The organism is Baekduia sp., assembly GCF_035685985.1.
Classification (GTDB): domain Bacteria; phylum Actinomycetota; class Thermoleophilia; order Solirubrobacterales; family Solirubrobacteraceae; genus Baekduia.
Genome location: NZ_DASRZV010000011.1, coordinates 14,510 through 30,998, shown reverse-complemented (window position 1 = coordinate 30,998; position 16,489 = coordinate 14,510). Strand labels below are relative to the sequence as shown.

Annotated in this window: 12 protein-coding genes; 4 read left to right on the top strand and 8 right to left on the bottom strand. The window is 73.1% G+C overall.

All coding sequences use genetic code 11. The features are described from left to right. The first annotated feature begins 2 nt into the window (after positions 1–2). Both VFG42_RS04100 and VFG42_RS04095 read left to right on the top strand, forming a co-directional pair. The gene (locus tag VFG42_RS04100; protein WP_324905545.1) at positions 3–1,175 is read left to right on the top strand and encodes an MFS transporter; all 1,173 of its coding nucleotides are present in this window, start codon (positions 3–5) and stop codon (positions 1,173–1,175) included. Positions 1,176–1,402: 227 nt separating this feature from the next. Then, positions 1,403–1,735 carry an MmcQ/YjbR family DNA-binding protein gene (locus VFG42_RS04095; protein ID WP_324905543.1) on the top strand — a complete coding sequence of 111 codons (333 nt, stop codon included), beginning with the start codon at positions 1,403–1,405 and terminating at the stop codon, positions 1,733–1,735. Here VFG42_RS04095 and VFG42_RS04090 read toward each other — a convergent pair. Together VFG42_RS04090 and VFG42_RS04085 are read right to left on the bottom strand one after the other, a co-directional pair. Beyond that, a complete protein-coding gene (locus VFG42_RS04090; RefSeq protein ID WP_324905541.1) occupies positions 1,732–2,184 on the bottom strand; it encodes a hypothetical protein in 453 nt (150 codons plus the stop codon). The genes VFG42_RS04095 and VFG42_RS04090 overlap by 4 nt on opposite strands. Positions 2,185–2,265: 81 nt before the next feature. Next, positions 2,266–2,658: an Rrf2 family transcriptional regulator gene (locus tag VFG42_RS04085; RefSeq protein WP_324905539.1), complete on the bottom strand. Its 393-nt coding sequence runs from the start codon at positions 2,656–2,658 to the stop codon at positions 2,266–2,268. A 124-nt stretch (positions 2,659–2,782) separates the two neighbouring features. Here VFG42_RS04085 and VFG42_RS04080 point away from each other — a divergent pair, with 124 nt between their 5' ends. After that, positions 2,783–5,041 carry an endonuclease/exonuclease/phosphatase family protein gene (locus VFG42_RS04080; protein ID WP_324905537.1) on the top strand — a complete coding sequence of 753 codons (2,259 nt, stop codon included), beginning with the start codon at positions 2,783–2,785 and terminating at the stop codon, positions 5,039–5,041. Positions 5,042–5,050: 9 nt separating this feature from the next. Here VFG42_RS04080 and VFG42_RS04075 read toward each other — a convergent pair whose 3' ends face one another. Then, positions 5,051–6,133, bottom strand: a complete 1,083-nt coding sequence (locus tag VFG42_RS04075; protein WP_324905535.1) for an HDOD domain-containing protein — start codon at positions 6,131–6,133, stop codon at positions 5,051–5,053. A 156-nt stretch (positions 6,134–6,289) separates the two neighbouring features. Then, positions 6,290–7,627: a glutamate--tRNA ligase gene (gltX, locus tag VFG42_RS04070; protein ID WP_324905533.1), complete on the bottom strand. Its 1,338-nt coding sequence runs from the start codon at positions 7,625–7,627 to the stop codon at positions 6,290–6,292. Between the two features lie 19 nt (positions 7,628–7,646). On the opposite strand from gltX, the gene VFG42_RS04065 reads away from it, so the two are divergent. Continuing rightward, positions 7,647–8,507, top strand: coding sequence for a deoxyribonuclease IV (locus tag VFG42_RS04065; RefSeq protein ID WP_324905529.1), 861 nt, complete (start codon positions 7,647–7,649; stop codon positions 8,505–8,507). Between the two features lie 290 nt (positions 8,508–8,797). Here VFG42_RS04065 and dnaE read toward each other — a convergent pair whose 3' ends face one another. The 4 genes from dnaE to VFG42_RS04045 all read right to left on the bottom strand — a co-directional run bounded on the left by dnaE (position 8,798) and on the right by VFG42_RS04045 (position 16,487). Then, a complete protein-coding gene (gene dnaE / locus VFG42_RS04060; protein ID WP_324905527.1) occupies positions 8,798–12,355 on the bottom strand; it encodes a DNA polymerase III subunit alpha in 3,558 nt (1,185 codons plus the stop codon). Between the two features lie 91 nt (positions 12,356–12,446). Next, positions 12,447–14,915 carry a hypothetical protein gene (locus tag VFG42_RS04055; RefSeq protein WP_324905522.1) on the bottom strand — a complete coding sequence of 823 codons (2,469 nt, stop codon included), beginning with the start codon at positions 14,913–14,915 and terminating at the stop codon, positions 12,447–12,449. 120 nt (positions 14,916–15,035) lie between these two features. Then, entirely contained in the window at positions 15,036–15,200 is a 165-nt protein-coding gene (locus tag VFG42_RS04050; RefSeq protein ID WP_324905520.1) for a hypothetical protein, read from the bottom strand. Between the two features lie 12 nt (positions 15,201–15,212). Beyond that, positions 15,213–16,487: an argininosuccinate synthase gene (locus VFG42_RS04045; RefSeq protein WP_324905519.1), complete on the bottom strand. Its 1,275-nt coding sequence runs from the start codon at positions 16,485–16,487 to the stop codon at positions 15,213–15,215. Between the last annotated feature and the right edge of the window lie 2 nt (positions 16,488–16,489).

Below are 16,489 nucleotides of genomic sequence, written 5' to 3'. Positions count from 1 at the left end.
CGATGAGCGACCTGCGCGCGCTGGTGGGGCGACCGTTCGCGCTGCGGATGCTGCTGAGCGCCCTGGTCGGCCGGCTGCCGGAGGCGATGGTCCCGCTGGCGCTGCTCCTGCTCGCGCGCCACGAGCACGGGTCCTACGCGACCGCGGGCGCGCTGGCCGGCGCGTTCGCGATCGGCGCGGCGGTCGGCGGCCCGCTGCTGGGCCGCGCGATCGACCGGCTCGGCCAGCCGCGCGTGCTGCTCGCCGCGACCGTCCTGCGCTCGGTCGCGCTGGGCGCGATCGTCCTCCTCGCCCCGGTCTCGCTCGCCGTCACCTGCGTGGTCGCGGTTCCCGCGGGCGCGCTGACGCCGCCGCTGGAGCCCGCGCTGCGCGCGCTGTGGCCGGACCTCGCCGGCGACGACGAGCACGCGCTGGCCGCCGCCTACGAGCTGGACGCCGGCGCGCAGGAGCTGATCTTCGTGACCGGCCCGTTGTTGGTGGCCTTGGCCGTCGCGGTCGCCGGCCCGGCGGCCGCGCTGCACCTCGCGTCGGCGGTCGGCCTGCTCGGGACCCTGGCCTTCGCGCTGGCGCCCGCGGCCCGCGCGTGGCGGCCGGCGGTCGCCGACGGCGAGGCGCACTGGGCCGCCGCCGTCCGGGCGCCGCGGGTCCCCGTGCTGCTGGCGGTCGGCCTGCTGGCCGGCGCGGCGACCGGCGCGGTCAACGTCAGCGCCACCGCCTTCGCCGAGCGCACGCTGGGCGACCGCGACCTCGTCGGCTGGCTGCTGGCCGCGTGGGCGGTCGGCGCGATGATCGGCGGCCTGAGCGCCGCCGCGCGCCGCTGGACGCTGCCGCCCGAACGGCGCCTGACGCGGTTGCTGGTGGCCTTCGGGATCGCCTTCGCCCCCACGCTGCTCGCGTCCTCGACCGGCGCGATGGCCGCGGCGCTCGCGCTGCCGGGCGCGTTCCTGGCGCCGACGCTGGCGGCGATCTTCGTGCTCACGGGCCTGCGCGCGCGGCCCGGCGCGCTCACCGAGACGTTCGCGTGGCTGACCTCGTCGTTCCTGGTCGGCAGCGCCGCGGGCAGCGCGGTCGCGGGCGCGATCGGCGGCGACGGGCCGCCGGGCTTCCTGCTGGCCGCCGGGATCGTGGTGGCGGCCGCCGCGCTGTGGCGGGCGACCGAGGCGCCGGGACGCTGACCTCCGCCGTCGCCGGCCGGCGATCGCGGGTGAGGGTGGAGAGGGGATCGCGGAACACGCGGCGGCTCGTCCCGGGCCGCACCGTGGCGCGCCGTCGTGCTCGCAGGCGTCGCGGGTGGCGGAGAACCGACGTCGCACCGCCGGTCCGCCGCGCATGGCGACGGGTGGTGCGCGGCGACGAGGACCTCTTGGGGGCGGCGCGCGCACCCGCGATACTGGGCGCCGACATGGATCGCGCATCGCTGCACCAGCTCCTGTCGTCCTTCCCGGAGGTCGAGGAGTACGTCCACGGCGGCCTTCCCGCGTTCCGCGCCAAGGGCAGGTCGAGCTTCGCCACCATGCTCGACGACGAGGGCGTCAACCTGTTCCCCGGCGAGGAGGGCATCCTCGCCTTCACGCAGGCGCATCCCGACGTGTGCGCGGAGCGCTGGTGGGGCAAGCGCCTGGCCGCCGTGCGCGTGGACTACCGGAACGCGCCGCGGGACCTGATCGAGGAGATCGTCTTCGAGAGCTACGCGGCGCGGGCGCCGAAGCGGCTCGTGGACCGGATCGCGCGCTAGTCGCGCTCCCACCAGCGCGGCAGCGGGTCGTCGCTGCGCCGGGCGACGCGCGTCAGCGGCTGCTCCCACCAGCGCATCGCGTGGTCCTCGACGGCCCAGCGGATCGCCGGCAGCGTCGCGGGCCCGACGCCCTTGATCGCGAGCAGCTCGGCGTCGCTCATCGCACGCAACTGCTCGACCTTCTCGACCCCCGCGCGAGACAGCGTCGTCTGCACGTGGCTGCCGACGCGCAGGTGGTCGATGCCCTGCGTCTCCTCCTCCTCGGCCGGGTCGCGCACCTGCGGCGTGAGGTTCGCGGCCGCGCCCTTCAGGTTGCGCGCGAGCGCCGCCAGACGGCTCCGCGAGTCGTCGCTCAGCAAGCTGTCCTCGTCCGCGAGGACCGTCGTCACCGTGTCCGCGATCAGGCCGAGCGCCTCGGCCAGACCATCCGCACCACGATCTGCCAGCATGGGCGCAGTATCGACGATCGGCCCGGCCGCGCCAACCCCGGCTCGGCAGTCGGTCACACGTGGGGCCGGAGCGGGTCCGACCTAGATGTAGTACATCGCCACGCCCGCCGCCTTCTTCTCCTGCTCGACGACGTCGGCGACGGTCGTCTTCTCCAGGACGGCGCGGGCGGCGTTGGCGGCGTCGAGGAAGATGCCCTCGGCGCCTCCGCCGAGCGGTCCGTCGAGCAGCTCGACGATCTCCAGGACGGTGATCTCCGACGGCGGCTTGGCGAACGAGTAGCCGCCCTTGACGCCACGCTGGGACTTCAGCAGGCCCGCGCGACGCAGGACCGCGAAGAGCTGCTCCAGGAACTGGACCGGGATGCCGCGCCGGCGCGCCAGCTCGCCGATCGGGACGGGGGCCTCCCCGCCTTGGCGGCCCAGCTCGGTGAGGGCCTTGAGCGCGTAGGGCGACTTCGTGGTGATCGAGAGCATCCCGGTGTCGACTCTACGACAACGCGCACGCGGACAAGTCACAGAACCGCAACGCCCGGATCTGGGAATGGAAGGCAGGCTGCCGATCCGTCCCCCTCGCCCGAGTGCCCTCAGGAGCCGCCTCATGCGTCGTGCCGTCCGTCTGGTCCTCCCCCTCGCCGCCTTCGCGGTCGCGCTGCTCGCCCTCGCCGGCGCCGCCCAGGCCGCGTCGCCCTCGGGCGTCGTGATCTCCCAGCTGCGCACGCGCACCGCCGCCTCGCCGTACGACGAGTACGTCCAGCTGACCAACACCACCAACTCGACGGTCGACGTCGGGACGTGGCAGCTCTACGACTGCTACACGTCGGGCGGCGCGTCGCGCATCGGCACCGACGGCGACCCGCTGCCGGTCGGCACCCGGATCCCGGCCGGCGGCACGTTCGTCATCGGCAAGGACGCCAACGACTACACGGGCACGTCGGACGCGACCTACAACTTCCAGGTCAAGGAGGACGGCGGCTTCCAGATCCGCGACGCGTCCGGCGTCGCCCAGGACTCGGTCGGCGCGCGCGGCACCGCGTGCGCCGAGGGCACCGGCCTCACGTTCCCGACCACGGGCGACGCCTACACCTTCACGCGCGCCGGCGGCGGCACGACCGACACCGACGACAACGCCGCCGACTTCGGCGCGCCCTCCGGCCAGGCCGACGGCACCGCCTGCGGCGCGCCGTGCGAGGCGCCGCCGGCGCCCACGCCGATCCACGCCATCCAGGGCTCCGGCACGGCCTCGCCGCTGGTCGGCCAGAAGGTCGAGATCACCGGCGTGGTCATCGGCGTCGACCAGCAGCAGGGCGTCTCCAACTACGTCAACCTCGACCCGCGCCAGGCCGGGATCTACGTCGAGGCGCCGACGATCGCCCAGGACACCGACACCCGAACCTCGGAGGGCATCTTCGTCGGCGGCCTGTCCGCCGCCGATCGCGCCGCCTCGCACATCGGCCAGACCGTCACGGTCTCGGGCACGGTGACCGAGCTGTACAACCTGACGACGCTCGACGCGTCCGGCCGCTCGGCGTCCTTCACCGGGACGGCCAAGGCCTCCAACCTGCCCGCGCCGGTCACGATCGACCCGGCGAGCGCGGCCGCCCAGACCGTCGCCGCCAACGGGTCGCGCCCCTACTACGAGTCGCTGGAGGGCATGCGCGTCCGCCTCGCCGTCGGCACCGCCAACTCGGGCGGCACCGACAAGTTCGGCGAGCTGTTCGTCCAGCCGACGACCAGGCGCGCCCGGATCTTCCGCGACCCGTCGGGCCCGGTCGCCGGGCCGCCGGACCTGCTGGACCTCGCCCAGGACGCGGGCTCGGCCGACGTCGACCCGGAGAACCCGTCGGCCACGCCGTCCTCGACGACGCGCGTGAAGGCCGACCTCTTCAGCCGCGTCACCGACGCCGTCGGCCCGCTGGGCTTCTCGTTCTCCGAGTACCAGCTGCTCCCGCAGCCGGGCGCGAAGCCGACCGTCACGACGAGCGGGGCCGTCGCCTACCCGCCGGAGGCGCCCGAGGCCCAGCCCGACACGATCCGCGTCGCGAACTTCAACATGGAGAACCTGTTCGGCGCGGGCATGACCGACGACGGCCACACGTTCACCCAGGCCGAGGTCGACGCCAAGACCACGCGGTTGGCCAACGCGATCAAGCTGATGCACAAGCCGGACGTCCTGGCCGTGCAGGAGGTCGCCTCCGAGGACGCGCTGAAGGAGGTCGCCGCCAAGTTGGGCAACTACACGGAGGTCTGGAAGCCCTCCACCGACGCGCGCCACATCGCGGTCGGGTTCCTCGTCAGGAACGGCATCCAGGTCACCGACGTCCGCCAGCTCGGCGTGACCGCGACGACCACGGGCGCCAGCTGCGCCGACGACGGCGTCTCCAACAAGCTGTTCGAGCGCCCGCCGCTGCGGATCGCCATCAAGAAGGGCAAGTTCCGCACGGTGTTGATCGGCAACCACTGGGCCTCGCAGGGCCACGCGGAGTCCTGCCGTCAGGCGCAGGCCGCGTTCGTCAACGCCGCGGCCCGGGACGTCGACCTCGCCGGCGGCAACGTCATCGTGTTGGGCGACCTCAACGACTACGAGGACTCCCCCGCGCTGACGCAGGACCTGGTCAGCGGCGACACCACCTTGCGCAACCTGTGGTCCAAGGCGCCCGCGACCAACCGCTACAGCTTCCAGTACGACGGGCAGCTGCAGACGCTGGACCACATCTTCGTCGACGAGCCGCTGGCCGACCGCTTCGTCAGCCTGCGCTACGTCCACTTCGACAACGACTACTACGAGCGCAACGCCACGACCTCGCCGACCGGCGTGTCGGACCACGACCCGCCGGTGGCGACGTTCTCGCTGCGCTAGGTGTAAGTCCTACAACCAGCCCCGCTCGGTGGCGATCAGGACCGCTTGGGCGCGGTCGACCGCGCCGAGCTTGCCGTAGATGTTGTGCAGGTGGGTGCGGACCGTGGAGGTCGACAGCGACAGCTCCAGCGCGATCTGCTTGTAGACCTTGCCCTCGGCCAGGCGCTTGAGGACCTCCAGCTCGCGGCCGCTGAGCGGGCACGGGTCGATCTGGCGGGTCCGGCCCGTGGTCGGGTAGGGCAGGTCGTACATGACGCTGCGCAGCTCGGACGGGCCGAGGCCGATCGTCCGGGCGCACTTCAGCAGCTCGGTCGGCGACACCGCGCCGCCCTGCGAGTAGTGCGCGAGCATGTCGGCCAGGCGGACGAACGCGGCCTCGCCCTGGGCGTCGTCGGCGTGGTGGCGCTCGATGACGCTCGCCACGGCCTTGGGAAGCCCCCAGCGGCGGGCCAGGACGCCGCCGACCAGCGCGTGGTCGACGCCCAGCTCGCGGCGCTCGCGGTGGATGCGCTCCTCCGGCGTGCGCGCGTTGCCGTGCACCTGGCCCGGATAGCCGGGGTAGGCGTGCATCAGCACGAGCTTGCCGATGTCGTGCAGCAGCGCGGTGACCATCAGGCGGTCGCGGTGCTCGTAGCCGGCCTCGGTGGCCAGGCGGTCCGCGGCGCGCTGCGTGGCGACGCCGTGCAGGCGGAAGCGCTCGGGCGCGGCGTCCCAGACGGACGAGCGTTCGAAGAAGTCGAAGGTGCGAGCGCGCGTCGCGAGGGCCTGGACGGCCTCCGGCGAGAGCAGCTCGACGGCCTGGACGACGGACTCGACCTTGCCGCGGGTCTTGCCCTCGACCTGGTTGCCGAGGCGCAGGACGGAGATCACCAGCGCGACGTCGGACTCGACCGCAGCGACGACCTCGCCGGTCGACACGCGCTCCTGGCGCACGACGCGCAGCAGGCGGTTGCGGGACTCGGCGAGGGCCGGGAAGGCCTCGAGAGCCTCGAAGGCCGCGGTCAGGCGGCGGCCGTGGCCTTCGTTGTGGCGGCGCTGAACGTCAGCGGCCGGCGTGTGCTGGCTCGAAGAGGCTGCTGCGGCTGGGGGCATGTCGTCTCTGGGCTCCATGGGCATGGGCACGCTTGGTCGCGCCCGTCGTACGACCCGGTTATCGGCAGCCGTGGACGGATGATTGAGCACAGGATCCGACACTTGTCCGGTGCAGTGCCGAACTGGGCGTCTTCCCTGCTGTTCGCGGGCCCCCGCTTACGCGGCGATCGCCAGCGCCGCGTCGAGCCGGCGCAGCGACTCGTCCCGGCCGAGCACCGCGAGCGACTCGAAGATGCCGGGCGAGATCGTCGTCCCGGCCAGCGCGACGCGGATCGGCTGGAAGACGTCCTTGGGCTTGCGCTCCGGGTCGGCCTCGACGACCTCGCGCAGCGCGACCTCGATCCGCTCGACATCGAACGGCTCCAGGTGCGCGAGCGCCTCGCGGGCCTGCACGAGCGCGTGGCGGTGGTCGGCGTCCAGCCACTTCTCCCGCGCCTTGGCGTCGTCGGTCGACGCGCCGTCGAAGAGGAAGCCGGCCAGCGGCCAGAAGTCCGCCAGCGTCCCGATCTTCTCCTGGGAGATCGCGACCGCCTCGCGCAGGCCGTCGCGGCCCGTGAAGGCCTCGAGGTGCGCGGTCAGCTCGTCGACGTCCATCTCGCGGATGTAGCGGCCGTTGAGCCACGTGAGCTTCTTGATGTCGAACTGCGCCGGGTTCTTCTGCACGCGCGCGACGTCGAACTGCTCGGTCAGCTCGTGGGTGGAGAGGATCGTCTGGTCGTCGGCCGCGCCCCAGCCCAGCAGCGCGAGGTAGTTGCGGACGGCCGCGGGCAGGAAGCCGGCGTCGCGCAGCTCCTGCACGGAGGCGGCGCCGTGGCGCTTGGAGAGCTTCTTGCCGTCGGGGCCGTGCAGCAGCGGCAGGTGGGCGAACAGCGGCGGCTGCGCGCCCAGCGCCTCGTAGACCAGCAGCTGCTTGGGCGTGTTGGAGAGGTGGTCCTCGCCGCGGACGACGTGGGTGATCTCCGCGTCCAGGTCGTCGACGGCGACCGCGAAGTTGTAGAGGACGCTCCCGTCCGCGCGGGCGATCACGGGGTCGTCCATGTGGACGTGCTGGAAGACCGTGTCGCCGCGGATGAGGTCGTGGACGGTCGTGGAGCCCTCGTCGGGGACGCGCAGGCGGACGGCGCCCTCGGCCTCGGGGGTGCCCCGGAAGCCCTTGTCGGCGCCGTGCTGCTGCTTGTAGGCCTTGACGTCGTCGCCGGTCGCGTTCGACCTGTAGGCCTTGCCCTCGTCGAGCAGCTTCGCCAGCAGCTCCTGGTGGCGCTCGGTGCGCGAGACCTGCGAGATCGGGCCCTCGTCGTAGTCCAGCTCCAGCCACTTCAGCGCGTCGAGGATCTGCTCGACGTTCTCCGGGGTGGAGCGCTCGCGGTCGGTGTCCTCGATGCGCAGGACCAGGACGCCGTCGTTGCCGCGGGCCATGAGCCAGTTGTAGAGGGCGGTGCGAGCGCCACCGATGTGCAGGGCGCCGGTGGGCGAGGGAGCGAAGCGGACGCGCATTTCGGTAGGACTCTAGGTCATGCTCATCGGCGCACACGTCTCCCCCGCCGGCGGCCCGGCCAAGGCCGTCGAGCGCGGCACCGAACGCGGTGCGCGCGCGATCCAGATCTTCAACCAGAGCCCGCGGATGTGGAAGCCGACGGTCTACAGCGACGAGCAGGTCGCCGCCTTCCACGAGGCGATGGCCGACAGCGACGTCGACGCGCTGATGATCCACGCGGTCTACCTGCTCAACGCGGCGTCGGAGGATCCGGAGATCCGGTCCAAGACGCTGACGTCGCTGATCGCCTCGCTGCGCGCCGGCGACGCGCTGGGCGCGGTCGGCGTCGTGCTGCACCCGGGCAGCGCGAAGACCGGCGAGGTCCCGCCCGCGATCAAGCGCGCGGGAGAGGTCATCCGCGAGGCCTTGGCCGAGAGCGACTCCTGCGCCCTGCACCTGGAGAACACCGCGGGCGCGGGCGGCACGCTGGGCCGGTCCTTCCACGAGCTGGCCGCGCTGATCGACGCGGCCGGGGGCGACGACCGGCTCGGCATGTGCCTGGACTCCTGCCACCTGTACGCGTCGGGCTTCGACATCCGGACCGAGGAGGGCCTGACGAGCGTGCTCGACGACTGCGCCTCGATCGTCGGCCTGGAGCGCCTGCACTCGCTGCACTTCAACGACTCCCAGGGCGGCCTGGGCTCCAACCGCGACCGCCACGCCGACGTCGGCCAGGGCGAGCTCGGCGAGGAGGGCTGCGCGGTCTTCCTCAGCGAGCCGCGCTTCGACGGCCTGCCGGTGATCCTCGAGACGCCGGGCCCGGACAAGAAGGGCCCGACCAAGGAGGAGCTGGAGCTGTGCTGGACCCTGCGCGAGCGCGGGGTCAAGGCCCGGGGCTAGCCGCCCCGGCCGGTTTCACCCTCCGTCAACCCGGAGACACTCCGAGCGGACGCAGGACGCGTCCACGCATGGGAGCAGCAACCGCAAGTGCGGCCCCCGCCCCCGGTCCAGCGACAGAGCGGGGGCCGCATTCGCGACGCTACACGTCTCACCACGGACCGCGGGGGAAATCGTTCACCCGCGCGGGGGACGATGGTGCCCCGCATTCCGGTTCATAACGGGCGCGCGCCGTCGGGGCGCGCCGTCGCGCCCGATCGCCCCGCTCGTGGCGGGCGCGTGTGGTCGGTTCCCTACGCCGCCGCCGGCTCGGGCGCCTTCGGCGCGGCCAGCGCCTCGGGACCGAGGATGCGGGCCAGCTCGGCGCGCAGCGACGGCGTCGGGTCGACGCGGAAGTCCGAGCCGAGCTTCAGCGTCCGCGGGCCCACGGAGGTGCGGACGTCGAGCAGCACCTCGGCCTCCCCCACGTGGTTGCCGAAGACGTGCTTCAGCTCCTCGATGATCGAGGCGGGCAGGCGCGAGGCGTCGAGGATGAGCGTCAGCGCCTCGGGGCCCTTGGCGACCTCGACCGCCTTGGCGCGGGCGATCTCGACCTCGGCCTCGGTCGGCTCGAACAGCTCGCAGGCCTGGACCTTGATCGTCAGCCCGCGGTCGTCGTTGCCGACGCGGCCGCGCACGGTGACGATCTGGTCGACCTGCGCGATGTGCTCGTACTCGGCGAGCTGGTCGCCGAAGAAGATCAGCTCGACCGAGCCCTCGAGATCGTCGAGCGTCGCGAACATCATCATGTTGCCGGTGCGCGTCTTCAGCTTGCGCGCCGCGGTGATGATCCCGCCGACCGTCGCCCACTCGCCGTCCTTGGTCGACGGCAGCTCGGCCAGCGGCTTGTCGACCTTCTCCATCAGCGCCTCGCGCACCTCCTTGAGGGGGTGCATCGAGAGGAACAGGCCGATCGCGTCCTTCTCATGGGCGAGCAGCTCGTTCTTCTCGAACTCCTCGTCGGGGATCGGCGGGTGCGTCGGACCGGCGAACGCGGCCGCGGCGCCGTTGCCGCCGGCGCCGGAGTCGCTGCCGCCGCCGTCGAAGAGGTCGAAGATCGAGCCCTGGCCGATCTCGGCGTCCTGCTGGGCCTTCTGGCCCGCGGACTGCGCGGCCTCCAAGACCTCCAACATGCCCTTGCGGGTCGCGCCGGTGGAGCCGAAGGCCCCGCACTTGATCAGCGCCTCGATCGAGCGCTTGTTGACGGCCTTGGGGTCGACGCGCTCGCAGAAGTCCCAGATCGACGTGAACGGCCCGTCGTCCTCGCGGGCGCGCTTGATCGCCTCGACCGCCGCGTAGCCGACGCCCTTCACGGCGTCCAGGCCGAAGCGGATGTTGCCGTCCACGACGACGAACTCGTGGTCGGACAGGTTCACGTCCGGCGGCAGGATCTCGATCCCCATCTCCTCGCACCGGGCGACGAAGAAGGGCACCTTGTCCTTGGTGTCCATGACCGACGAGATCAGCGCGGCCATGTACTCGGCGGTGTAGTTGGCCTTCAGCCACGCCGTCCGGTAGGAGATCAGCGCGTAGCACGCCGCGTGCGACTTGTTGAAGGAGTAGTCCGCGGACTTCTCGTTCGTGGCCCACAGCCAGTCGATGGTCGACGCCGACACGCCGCGCGCCGCGCAGCCCGCGCGGAACTCCGGCTCCAGCTTGGCCATCGCCACGCGATTCTTCTTGCCGATCGCCTTGCGGAGGTCGTCCGCCTGCGCGCCCGAGAACCCGGCCAGCTCCTTGGAGATGAGCATGGCCTGCTCCTGGTACAGGATCACGCCGTAGGTCGGGCCGATGATCGGCTCCAGGCGCTCGTCGGCGATCGAGACCAGGTCCGGGTTGCGCTTGCCGCGCGCGTAGGTCGGGATCTGCTCCATGGCGCCCGGTCGGTACAGCGACACGAGCGCGACGAGGTCGTCGAACTCGGTCGGCTTGACCTTGCGCAGGGCCTCCTGCATGCCCTCGGACTCGAACTGGAACACGCCGACCGAGTCGCCCGCCGCCAGCATCGCGAACGTCTTCTCGTCGTCCAGCGGCATCCGGGCCATGTCGGGCCGCTCGCCCGTCGAGCGGGCGATGATGTCCAGCGCGTCCTCGATGACGTCGAGGTTGCGCAGGCCCAGGAAGTCCATCTTGAGGAGGCCCAGCTCCTCGACGGGCTTCATCGAGAACTGCGTGACCTGGCGGTAGACCTTGTTGCCGTCGGCGTCGGTCTCGTTGGCGTCCGCCAGCTGCAGCGGGACGACGTCGGTCAGCGGCATGCCCGCGATGACGACCGCGGCCGCGTGGATCGAGTTGTTGCGGACGATCCCCTCGAGGCCCTTGGCGACGTCGACGATCTGCTTGGCCGTCGGGTCGCCCTCGTAGGCGGCGCGCAGCGGCTCGCCCTCGGCGAGGCAGTCCTCGAAGCTCGGCGGCCGGCCCATGATCGGGTCGGGGATGAGCTTGGCCAGCGCGTCGCCCTGGCTGGCGGGGTGGCCGAGGACGCGCGCGGCGTCGCGCGTGGCGGCGCGCGGGAACATCCGGCCGAAGGTGATGATCTGCGCGACCGAGCCGCGGCCGTACTTCTCGACCACGTACTGCATCACGCGCTCGCGGCCGCGGACGGAGAAGTCGATGTCGATGTCCGGCATCGACACGCGCTCGGGGTTCAGGAAGCGCTCGAACAGCAGGTCGTAGCGCAGCGGGTCGAGGTCGGTGATCTTCAGGCTGTAGGCGATGATCGAGCCGGCGGCCGAGCCACGGCCCGGGCCGACCGCGACGCCGTTCTCCTTCGCCCACTTGACGAAGTCCCACACGATCAAGAAGTAGGCGTTGAAGCCCATCTTGTCGATGACCGACAGCTCGTACTCCATGCGCTCCATCGCGTCGGCCGGGATGGGATCGCCGTAGCGGGCGCGCATCCCCTCCATGACGCGGTCGCGCAGATACTGCTTCTCGTCCTCGCCGTCGGGCAGGAAGCGCGGGATCAGCTGCTCGCCGAGCGAGATCTCGACGTTGCAGCGCTCGGCCACCTCGAGCGTGTTCGGCACCGCGTCCGGCCACTCGGCGAAGTCCTTGGCCATCTCCTCGGAGTTCTTGAGGTAGAACTCGTTGGTGTCGAAGGTCATCTTCGGCGCGGCGAGCGTCGACTTCGTCTGCACGCACAGCAGCGCCGTGTGGTGGTGGTAGTCCTCGCGCCGGAGGTAGTGGACGTCGCCGGTGCCGACGAGCTTGCCGCCCATCTCCCGGGCGATCTTGACGATGCCCTGGTTGGCCTTGTTCTGGTCGTCGATCCCGTTCTTCTGGACCTCGAAGTAGACGTCCTCGGGACCGAAGACCTGGACCAGGTCGTCGGCGTGCTTGCGGGCCTCGGGCTCGTTGTCGGCGATGAGGCGCTGGCAGAAGCGGCCGGCCAGGCAGCCGGTGAGCGCGATGATGCCGTCGGCGTGGGCCGCCAGCTGCGCCATGTCCAGCGACGGCTTGCCGCGGTGCAGGCCCTCCAGGAAGCCGAGGCTGGAGAGCTTGACGAGGTTGCGGTAGCCGACGTCGTCGGACGCCAGCAGCGTGAGGTGGTTGCGCTCCACGCGGCCGGGCGCGCGGTTGGCGTGGTCGTCGACCAGGTAGATCTCGCAGCCGAGGATCGGCTTGATGCCCTCGTCCTTGGCGGCCTTGTACATCTCGACCGCGCCGTTCATCACGCCGTGGTCGGTGAGCCCGATCGCCGGCTGCCCGAACTCCGCGGCGCGCTTGGCCAGCGCCTTGATGTTGCAGGCGCCGTCGAGCAGCGAGTACTCGGAGTGGACGTGGAGATGGACGGCGGGGGACTGGCTCACGGGCGAAGATCGAGGATAGGTGTCGGGGCGGATGGCGTGGTCGGCGCGGACGGGGATGCCCGCAAGGTGCGAGGTTTGGGTGCTTCGGCGTTCAGCGGCCGCCGCGCTGGGCGCGGTCCAGCCAGGACAGCAGGGTCTGCAGCTCGGACAGCGAGCCCTCGACCGAGGCCTGCTCCGGGGACGCGGTGCCGGCCAGGACGGCGGGCAGCAGCGCGGCCGCGGTGTGCAGCGTGGCGTCGGCGGGCGGCGCGCCCTCGGCGGGCAGGATCGTCAGCGTTCCGTCGCCGGACGCGCTGACGCGCCAGCGGTCGGCGCCGCTGGCCGCGATGTCGACCGAGAGCCGGTGGCCGACGGTCCAACGCGGGTCGACGGCCTTGGCCAGCACGGTGAGCAGCAGGCCGGGCGACGGGGCGATGCCCTTGGCGGCCAGCTCGGCCAGGCCGACCGGCGCGCGCCGCGCCCTGAGCAGCTTGCGCAGCGGGCGGCGCTGCGTGATCGTCGCGCCCGGCAGGCGGCGGCGGGCGCCGCCGGCGGCCAGCGGGACGAGCGCGGTCAGCGGCCCGGAGATCCGGGCGGCCGGCGCCTCGCCGCGCGGCAGCGCCACGCGCGCGACGTCGGGCTCGACGGTGACGCGATGCGCCGTGCCGCCGTCGACGTGCAGGTCGTAGGTGATCGGCCGACGCACCGTCCCGGCCTGCGCGGGCAGCAGCGCGACGAGCAGCAGCTCGGCGATGTCGGGCTCGTCGACCGCCAGGCGCAGCAGCGCGTCGCGCAGCCATGGCGCGGGCTTGGCGATCGGCGCGCGCGGCGGGACGCGACGCGGCGGCGCCGCCAGGACGGAGACCGCGCCGGGCTCGCCGGCGAGGGCCGGCGGAGCGACGGGCGCGGGCGCGGTGACGGGCGCGGGTGCGACCGGCTCGGGCGCGGCCGGCTCGGGTCCGGCGACGGACGGCTCGGCGGCCACGGCGAGTTCGGCGACGGACGACGCCTCGGCGACCGGCGGCTCCGGTGCGGGCGCCTCCGCGACGACCGGCGCCTCCGGCTCGGCCTCCCCCTCCGCCTCCGGCTCGGCAGCCACGAACAGCTCGACGGCGACCCGCGGCTCCGGCGCGGGTGCCTCCGCGACGACGGGCGCCTCCGGCTCGGCCTCCCCCTCCGCCTCCGGCGCCTCCGCCACCTCCGCCGCCGCGCGGAGCCGCGCCGCGGCCGCGGCCAGGTCCAGGTCCAGCGCCGGGTTCGTCGGCGCGGCGGGCGTGGCGGCCGTCAGGTGCGACAGGGCGTCGCGCAGCGACGCGAGCGTGGCGGGATCGGCCGCGGGACCGGTCGTGCGCAGCGAGCTCAGCTCGGCCTCGGCGGCCGCGCGGGCGGCGCGGTCGGTGTCGCCGCGACGGCGCTCGGCGTCCAGCTCGGCCTCGGCCACCCAGCGGGCGGCGCGCTCGGCCTCGAGCTGCTCGTGAAGGTCGCGCAGCGTCTGCTGCTCGGCGGTCGCGTCGCCCTGCAGCCGCGTCGCCAGCGAGACCACGCGCTCGACGCGCTCGGTCAGCCGCGCCATCCGCTCGTCGTCGGCGCGCGCCGCGTCCAGCTCGGCGTTCAGGCCGTCGACCGCCGCGCGCAGCTGCGCCTCGACCGCCGCACGGCGCTCCAGCTCGCGCTCCAGCTCCCGCGTGCGCGCCGCGGCGTCGCTCGCCGCCCGCTCCAGCTCGTCGGCCCGCGCCCGCGCCGCCGTCAGCGCCGTGTCCAGCCGCGCCGCGCGATCGCGGTCGGCCGCCAGCTCGCGCTCCAGCTCCCGCGCGCGCGTCCGCGCGCCCTCGGCCGCGGACTCCGCCGCGACGCGCGCGGTCCGCTCGACGCCCAGCGCCGCCTCGGCCGCCACGCGCGCCCGGCGCTCGGCCTCCAGCCGTTCCTTCAGCACCCGCGCGGCGGCGCCCAGCCGGTCGCGCACGGACGCGACCGCCCGCTCGACCGCCTCGACCCGCCCCGCCAGCTCCGAGCGCTCCGCCGCCACCCGCGCCTCCAGATCGCCGTCCCGCGACGCCAGCGCCTCACGCGCCGCGCCGACCGCCTGCGACGCCGCCGCCGTCAGCTCGTCGCGCCGCGCCAGCTCCGACCGCAGCAGCAGGCCCTCGCGCTCCAGCGCCTCGCGCCGCTCGCGCTCGGCCGCCACGCGCAGCCGCTCGTCCTCCACGGCCTGGCGCGCGCGATCGCGCTCGGCGGCCACGGTCGCCAGCTCGGCCTCGGCCTCCGCCAGCGCCTCGCGCAGCTCGGCCAGCCGCGAGGCCGCGTCCTCGCGGACCGCCGCGGCGTCGCCCTGCGCCTCCAGGCGCTCCTGCTGCTCGGCCCACTCGCGCTGGCGCGTGCGCGTCAGCTCGCGCTCGACCTCCAGCACCCGCGCGCGCAGCCGGTCGCGCTCGACGACCACCTCCCCCAGCCGCCGCTCGGCCTCGAACAGCCGCAGCTCCAGCCCGGCGTCCTCGGACACCTCGGCGCGGCGCGCGCGCCGCGCGGCCAGCACCCGCGGGTCGACGACGTTGCCGCTCTCGTGGGACGGAGGGAGGGTCATGCGGGCGGGAGACTAGGCCCCCGCCCGGACGGATTCGGGCCCGAACGACCCGCCCTCCACTCGACGCGGGTCACTGCCGACGTCGATGGGACGTCCGCAGTGACCCGGATCGCGTGGGCGCTACTCGTGCTTCTGCCGTGCCGACGCGCCCGCGACCAGGAGCGCCCCGACACCCACCCCGACCGCGCCCGCCGCCGCGAACCGCTTCGCACGCGACGACACCCGATGGCCGACGTACCACTTGGCGCCCTTCCAGACGATGAAGCCCAGGATCTTGTAGCCCATATGGGCCTACGGCTACCCGCGCTTCTCGTTGCGCAGACGCCAGGCCAGCCGCGACTGCAGCGACCACAGCTCGATGAAGCCCGGCGACGCCTGCTGCGAGAACAGACCGCCCGACTCCGAGAACGTCGCCAGCTGCGCGTCGTAGACCGCGTTCGGGGACTCGCGGGTCACGACCCGCGCCATGCCCTTGTAGAGCTTCATCCCGATCGTGCCGGTGACGTACCGGTTGACCTCGTTCATGTACGCGTCGAGGTCGGTGCGCAGCGGCTCCCACCACAGGCCCGCGTAGACCAGGTAGGCCCACTGCTCGTCCAGCCCGCCCTTGAAGCGGTTCTGGTGGATCGTGCCGACCAGGCGCTCCAGCTCGGCGTGCGCGGGCAGCAGGATCGCCGCCGCCGGCACCTCGTAGATGTCGCGGACCTTGAGGCCGACGATCCGGTCCTCGATGTGGTCGACGATGCCGACGCCGTGGCGCATGCCGGCCTCGCCGGCCTTCTCCAGCAGCTCGACCAGCCCGAGGCGCTCGCCGTTGAACGCGACCGGCACGCCCTCCTCGAAGGTCACCGTGACGATCTCGGCCTCGTCCGGCGCCTCCTCCGGGCGCGTCACCAGCTGGAAGACGTCGTCGTCGGGCGCGTGGTCGAGCTCCTCGATCCACTTGCCCTCCGACGAGCGGCCCCAGATGTTGTCGTCGATCGAGTACGGCGCCGACTCCGTGCCGCCCTTGACCGGGATGCCGTGCTCGCGCGCGTAGGCGATCTCCTCGTCGCGGCCCATCTTCCAGTCGCGCACCGGCGCGATGATCTTCAGCTCCGGCGCCAGCGTCGCGACCGTGCCGTCGATCCGGACCTGGTCGTTGCCCTTGCCGGTGCAGCCGTGGGCGATCGTGTCGCAGCCGGTCTCGCGCGCGACCTCGACGGCGATCTTGGCGATCAGCGGCCGGCCCAGCGCGGTGAAGAGCGGGTAGTTGAGGCCGTAGATGGCATTGGCCTTGATCGCCGGGACGATGAAGTCGTTGGCGAACTCCTCGCGCGCGTCGATCACGCGGGCGTCGACCGCCCCCAGGCGCAGCGCCTTCTCGCGCACGACCTCGTAGTCCTCGCCCGGCTGACCCAGGTTGATGGTCAAGGCCACGACCTCGGCCTCGTACTCGTCCTGGATCCACTTGAGCATGACGCTCGTGTCGAGCCCGCCGGAGTAGAGCAGGCACACGCGGCCGACCTCTTCCGGGCGGGCGAGGTAGGACGCGGCGGGCTCGTGGGGATGGAGAAGCTGATCGTCGCTCATGG